This window comes from Lactobacillus delbrueckii subsp. delbrueckii DSM 20074 = JCM 1012, from assembly GCF_001433875.1.
Classification (GTDB): Bacteria; Bacillota; Bacilli; order Lactobacillales; family Lactobacillaceae; genus Lactobacillus; species Lactobacillus delbrueckii.
Genome location: NZ_AZCR01000135.1, coordinates 1 through 416, shown reverse-complemented (window position 1 = coordinate 416; position 416 = coordinate 1). Strand labels below are relative to the sequence as shown.

Annotated in this window: 1 protein-coding gene; it reads right to left on the bottom strand. The window is 46.9% G+C overall.

What is annotated here, in order from left to right; translation table 11 throughout:
- The coding region (locus FD23_RS08825) for an IS110 family transposase (protein WP_155515451.1) at nt 1–416 on the bottom strand (416 nt) is incomplete at both ends.

Here is a 416-nt window from a genome sequence, read left to right as displayed (position 1 = left end):
GTGCTCAATCTCTGGGAAAGTGAGCTGAATGGCTTTGTGCAGTCTATTCTTGTTGGTTATCAGATCGTGCGAAGCCTGCTCGTAGATGCGGTTGTTGGCCATCAATTCTTGATATTCTTCGCTTTGAACATAGGCCAGCCGTTGCGGGTGCTCAGACTGCATCTTGGCGAGATACATTGCATCAAGCTTATCGGTCTTGTTCTGGTGCAGGTCATCCTTTGTCTTTCTTTTGGCTTCCAGCGGGTTCATCATGACATAGCGCAATTCGTGCATGTCCAAGAACGCTTGGAGTCTTCTGGAGTAGACGCCAGTTGCTTCAAAAACAATTTGCGGGTTGGTAACCTGTTTAAGGTCATCTAGCAGCTGATTGAAGCCTACCATATCGTTGGAGATGGCATAGTCATTAACTTTTTGGC